This window comes from Bradyrhizobium sp. Crot121 (assembly GCF_059512385.1).
Map to the genome: position 1 here is coordinate 1 of NZ_JCAMOR010000497.1, position 360 is coordinate 360.

1 pseudogene is annotated in these 360 nt (G+C 60.8%); it reads left to right on the plus strand.

Annotated elements, in window-relative coordinates:
* Nucleotides 1-360, plus strand: a pseudogene (locus AC5ZGW_RS47645) (hypothetical protein); the annotation flags it as partial.

The window sequence follows — 360 nt, forward strand, 5'->3', positions numbered from 1 at the left end:
TGCTCCGCGACGGCGCCGTGGTTGGCACTTTTTGTAATCAAGGGTTCAACGACAACGCCGTTACATCCCTGATGACCGGCGGCTCTTCGATCGGAGAGATCCATCGACCAAAGCCGGCCGAGGCGGGCAGGGCTATCGTCGCAACCCTGGGTCATTCGGAGGTCACAGTAAGCCGGGGAGAAATCGTCGGGCTTGCCGGATTAATTGGCAGCGGTGCGACACGGCTGGTCCGCGGCCTGTTCGGAATTGGCGAGCCGACGAAGATTACTAGCTCGAATCAGAGGGCGACAGAAATTGTCAATCCTCGCGCTGCATTAGCTGCGGGCCTCGGCTTCGTACCGGGCGAGCGCGGACTGGTTG